The sequence below is a fragment of the Flavobacterium sp. GNP011 genome (assembly GCF_056428925.1).
Genome location: NZ_JBWJVJ010000034.1, coordinates 1 through 5,484 on the forward strand (window position 1 = coordinate 1; position 5,484 = coordinate 5,484).

3 protein-coding genes are annotated in these 5,484 nt (G+C 38.2%); all 3 read left to right on the top strand.

Going from position 1 to position 5,484, the window contains the following annotated elements; genetic code table 11:
- Positions 1-2,601: Ig-like domain-containing protein (locus AC061E_RS16350; protein ID WP_478287212.1), on the top strand; the 2,601-nt coding region annotated here is incomplete at its 5' end.
- A 40-nt stretch (positions 2,602-2,641) separates the two neighbouring features.
- Positions 2,642-3,571, top strand: coding sequence for a PorP/SprF family type IX secretion system membrane protein (locus AC061E_RS16355; protein ID WP_478287213.1), 930 nt, complete (start codon positions 2,642-2,644; stop codon positions 3,569-3,571).
- Positions 3,572-3,585: 14 nt separating this feature from the next.
- On the top strand, positions 3,586-5,484 hold a 1,899-nt coding region (locus tag AC061E_RS16360), incomplete at its 3' end, for an OmpA family protein (protein ID WP_478287214.1).

Sequence of the window (5,484 nt, forward strand, 5' to 3'; positions counted from 1 at the left end):
GCAGCTGATGCTATTGAGGGAGATGCCGTAGTGTTCAACTTTATTTTGAGCAACCCATCTGCTGTGGATACAAGCTATACATTCACTTTGACCAATGGAACAGCAGGAAGTGCTGATTACACGACAACAGACGTAACAGTCCTTGTTCCAGCAGGAGCAACCTCTGGAACGGTAGCTGTACCAACCAGCGGTGATAGTATTGATGAAGCGAATGAAATCTTCACCATCAACAACGGATCAGTAAGTGCTACAGGAACAATCACGGATAATGATGTTACTCCAGTAGCTACAAACGATACTACAATAACAGATGAAGACATACCAGTTATGATTAATGTAACGACTAATGATACTGATTTTGATGGATTTATTGATGTTATTACAGTAGATTTGGACCCAGCCACAACAGGTATCCAAACCACATTCACCGTAGCAGGCGAAGGAACGTATACAGTAGACAACGCAGGAGTAGTAACCTTTACACCGGTATTGAACTTCAACGGAACAGCTACGCCAATCACTTACACCGTAAACGATAATAACGGATTAGTATCCAATAGCGCTACTTTGACTATCACCGTTACTGCAGTAACCGATGCGCTAGTAGCCAATAATGATACAATTCCATCAACAGGTGGCAACGTAACGGCAAATGACGTATTAAATGGTGTACAAGTAACTACAGCCAATACCGATGTGACGCCAGTGACAAATGGTCCATTGAGTATAGATGCTGATGGTAATTTAACCGTAGCTCCAAACACAGCAAGTGGTACCTATACAATCACGTATCAAATTTGCGAAGTGGGTGTAATTCCAGTAAACTGCCAAACAGCTACCGTTATGGTAAATTATGTAAATCCATTAGTTGCTAGTAATGATACTTTTTCATCAACAGGAGGAAATGTATTAGGAAACGATAGCGTTAATGGTACTACAGCAACAGTTACCAATATTGTAGTGACTCCAGTTAGCGCGGGATCATTAACTATTGATGGAGAGGGGAATCTAACAGTGGCACCAAACACGCCAAGTGGTACTTATACTATAGTGTATGAAATTTGTCAAACAGGAATGACACCTGCAAACTGCACCACAGCCACAGTAACAGTAGTAGTAAACAATCTCATTGTTGCTAATAACAATACATTTCCAAGTACTGGTGGAAATGTTATAGCAAACGATATGATAAATGGCGGGCCTGCTACAGCAGCCAATACCGATGTTACTCCAGTGACAAATGGTCCATTGAGTATAGATGCAGATGGAAACTTAACCGTGGCTCCAAATACGCCAAGTGGGACCTACAATGTAGAATATGAAATTTGCGAAGTAGGGGCAACACCAGCGAATTGTACACGAGCTATAGCAACGGTAGTTATCAATAATCGAATTGCAGCCAATAACGTAACCATTCCTTCTACAGGAGGCAACGTAACGGTAAATGATACCATTAATGGAGCACCAGCAACAGCAGCCAATACTGATGTGACACCAGTAACAAATGGTCCATTGCGTATAGATGCTGATGGTAATTTAACCGTAGCAACAAATACTCCAAGTGGCACATATACTATAGTTTATCAAATATGTGAAGTAGGTGCAATCCCAATAAATTGTGAGCAAGCAACAGCTACAGTAGTTGTAAACAATGCTCTTGTAGCTAATAATGATACAATACCAGCCACAGGAGGTAACGTGTTAGCAAATGATACCATTAACGGAGCACCAGCAACAGCAGCCAATACTGATGTAACACCAGTAACAAATGGGCCATTAAGTATAGATGCTAACGGGAACTTAACTGTAGCACCAAATTCAGTAGCAGGAACCTATACCATTACGTATCAAGTATGTGAAACAGGCTCTAATCCTTTGATTTGTACAATGGCTACAGTAACGGTAGTTGTGAACGAAACACCGCAAATAGCCATCGTTAAAACAGCCGTTTTTAATGATGAAAATTCAGATGGTTTTGCACAAGCAGGAGAGACCATTACGTATAGTTTTACGATATCTAATTTAGGGAATACGCCTTTAAGTAATGTAACGGTGACAGATGTTTTACCAGGTTTGATACTATCAGGTAATAGTATATCTTTATTGCCTGTAGGATCGACAAATAATACAGCTTATCAAGGAGTGTATCGTTTAACACAAGCCGACATCAATTTAGGAAGCGTAACCAATCAAGCAACTGCAACAGGAGTTACACCACTAGGAGTTGTAGTTAGTGATTTGTCAGATGATTCTAATACGCTAAGTGATAGGCCAACTGTACTGGCTATTCAAGGGTGTGTAATCAAAGTGTTCAATGCAGTAGCACCAAATGGAAGCGGAGATAATAAGGTTTTCCGCATCAGAGGACTTGAGTGTTATAGTGACAACAAGGTTGAGATATATAACCGTTGGGGAGTTTTAGTATTTGAAAGAACAGCCTACAACAATGATGATAGAGCCTTTAGAGGAGTTTCAGAAGGAAGAGTAACTATCAAACAATATGAAGAGCTGCCAGAGGGAACGTATTATTATATCTTGAGATATAAAGATAGTACTACTACAAGTTTCGAAAAAGCAGGATACTTATATATAAATAGATAATTGATTAAATAAAGCTCATAAGTTTAAAAATGGAAGCAATATGAAGACAAAGTTAGTAGTAGTAATGGTACTCTTACTCTCGGGTATGGTAAATGCCCAGCAAGACGCACAGTTTACACAGTATATGTACAATTCGATCAATATAAATCCAGCCTATGCAGGTTCGCGTCAGTCCATGAACATTTTTGCCCTACACCGCACCCAGTGGGTAGGTCTAGAAGGTGCTCCTGTAACCAATACAGCCTCGATTAATACTCCGATCAATGATTCTAAACTAGGTCTAGGGGTATCTATAATAAATGATAGGATAGGACCTTCAGATGAGAACAATCTATCTGTTGATTTTTCATACTATATCAATACCTCAGAGGACTTCAAGCTCTCTTTTGGATTGAAAGCATCAGCAAATCTTTTGAACGTCAATTTTGACAAATTGAATCAATACGATCCAAATGACTATAGTTTTGAGAATAATATAGACAATAAGTTTTCACCTAATATTGGAATAGGTCTTTATTTGTATTCTGATAAAAGCTATATCGGACTTTCTGTGCCTAATTTACTTGAGACAAAGCATTTTGATAAGTATGCAGGGGTAGGAGCTAGTTCTTACATAGCCCGAGAACGCGTAAACTTCTACTTAACAGCAGGTCACGTATTTGATTTAGATTACAATTTAAAGTTCAAACCTGCCATGATGACAAAGCTTGTTCAAGGTGCACCATTACAAGTAGATTTATCAGCTAACTTTTTGATCAATGACAAGTTTACATTAGGAGCCGCCTACCGCTGGAGTGCCGCATTGAGTGGAATGGTAGGTTTTCAAGTGTCTGATTCGTGGTTTATTGGGTACGCATATGATATGGAAACTACACGACTTGCCAATTACAATTCTGGATCACATGAAATATTTCTTCGTTACGAAATATTCAAAACTTATAATAAAATTACATCACCTAGATTCTTTTAATTTAATATAACGTTATGAAATTAAGCGCCAAACATTTCGGATGCTGTGTAGTTTTTTTAGTATCAACAGTAATGGGGTATACACAAAAAAAAGGAGTGGCAACCGCAGATAAAAACTTCGAAAATTATTCTTACGTTGATGCTATAGCTACTTATGAGAAAGTTGCAGATAAAGGCTACAAGGACGAGAAAATGTTTCAAAAACTAGGAGACTCCTATTTTTTCATTGCTGATTTGATCAAGGCAGAGAAGTGGTACACTGCACTTTTTGAGATGAATCCCACTCAAGAGCCAGAGTACTATTACAGATATTCTCAATCATTAAAAGCCGTAGGGAATTATGCTAAGGCCGATAAAATGCTAGAACAATTCATTGCAAAATCAGCCACAGACCAGCGTGGGAAACTATTTGCAAGTCAGCGCGATTACTTAAAAGACATCAAGGAAAATTCAGGAAAATATGAAATTTTTGATGCAGGAGTCAACTCTTCGTACTCAGATTACGGTAGTGCTTACTACAACAACACCTTACTTTTTGCCTCGGCGCGAGATACAGGTGGAGTAACAAAGAAAGTGTTCAAGTGGAACAATGAATCTTTCACCAACTTGTACAGTTCTCAGATAAGTACAGATGGTAGTATGGGCAAGCCAGAGGTTTTCAATAAAAATATAAATAGCAGGTTTCATGAGTCTACACCCGTTTTTACTAAAGATGGTCAAACTATGTATTTTACGCGTAACAATTACCTGAACGGGAAAAAGCAAAAAGACAGTAGACGTATTATATTATTAAAGCTTTACAAGGCCACAAACGAAAACGGAAAATGGGTCAATGTACAAGAGCTACCTTTTAACAGTAATGAATATAGTGTAGCGCATCCAGCTTTGAGTGTAGACGAGAAAACCTTATATTTTGCATCAGACATGCCAGGTACCAAGGGCTTATCGGATCTTTTTAAAGTGAGCATTAATGCTAATGGCACCTACGGAACACCAGAGAATTTAGGATTACCTATCAACACAGAGTCACGAGAAACCTTTCCGTATATCTCAGCAGACAACAAAATGTACTTTGCCAGTGATGGCCACCCAGGACTTGGAGGTTTAGACGTGTTTGTTATGGATTTATCATCAAAAACTCCCGATAGTACTATAAAAAACTTAGGAACACCTATAAACAGTACTCAAGATGATTTTTCATTTGTGATTGATGCAGAAGATAAAAAAGGATTTGTAACCTCTAATAGAGAGGGTGGATTAGGATCTGATGATATTTATAGATTCAATAAATTTCCCGTTCCAGTATGTGCACAAGTACTTCAAGGAATAATAAAGGATCAAGACGCTGGATTAGTCTTGGTAAATGCAAAAGTGAGTTTGTTTGATAATAATTTTAATTTGATCAAAGAAATCAATACAGCATCATCAGGAGCTTATACCTTTGAGGTTGAATGTGGGAAAACGTATTATTTACGTGGTGAAAAACAAGATTACGAAACAAAAGAGTACAAGATTGCTATAGCAAAAATTTCTGGAGCAACACAAGGTCCATTGGCCCTAGAGCCTCGAAAAAAAGCAGTTGAAGTCGGTACAGACTTAGCTAAGACCTTGGATATTCCAATTCTTTATTTTGATTTAGACAAGTCATTTATTCGAAAAGATGCGGCTTTTGAACTTGAAAAAGTATTAGTTGTCATGCAACAATACCCAAAGATGACCGTAGATATTAGATCCCATACAGATTGTAGACAAACTGTTGCTTACAACCAAGCGTTATCTGATAAAAGAGCCAAGGCAACAATGGCATGGTTGATAAAAAACGGTATAGCTGCAAATAGATTAACAGCCAAAGGATATGGAGAATCACAGCTTGTAAACGATTGTGGATGTGAGCCAACGAACAAGTCAAACTGT